Below are 246 nucleotides of genomic sequence, written 5' to 3'. Positions count from 1 at the left end.
AGGGCGCTGCCCTGGCCATGCTGTGCTCTCCTCTGGCCCATGCCGCACCGCCAGCGGCAGCACCTGCAGCCCATGCGCCACGGGCGGCCGGCAGCGCCCAGCGCGTGGCGACCAGCCTGCGCATCGTCATTCCGGCCAATGCCGGCGGCGGCTGGGACCAGACCGGCCGCGCGCTGGGCGCGGCCCTGGTGGCCAGCGGCGCGGCCGAGCGCGTGGAGTATGAAAACGTGGGCGGCAAGGGAGGCA

General features: G+C 75.6%; 1 protein-coding gene. It reads left to right on the top strand.

All coding sequences use genetic code 11. The features are described 5' to 3' along the window. Window positions 1–246, top strand: a 246-nt coding sequence (locus ACRHNM_RS17770) for a hypothetical protein (protein ID WP_431137969.1), incomplete at both ends; no start/stop codon positions are given.

This window comes from Psychroserpens mesophilus (assembly GCF_050617655.1).
Taxonomy (GTDB): Bacteria; Bacteroidota; Bacteroidia; order Flavobacteriales; family Flavobacteriaceae; genus Psychroserpens; species Psychroserpens mesophilus_A.
Note: the sequence above shows the minus strand (reverse complement) of the source record. Positions and strands in the feature narration are given on the sequence as shown.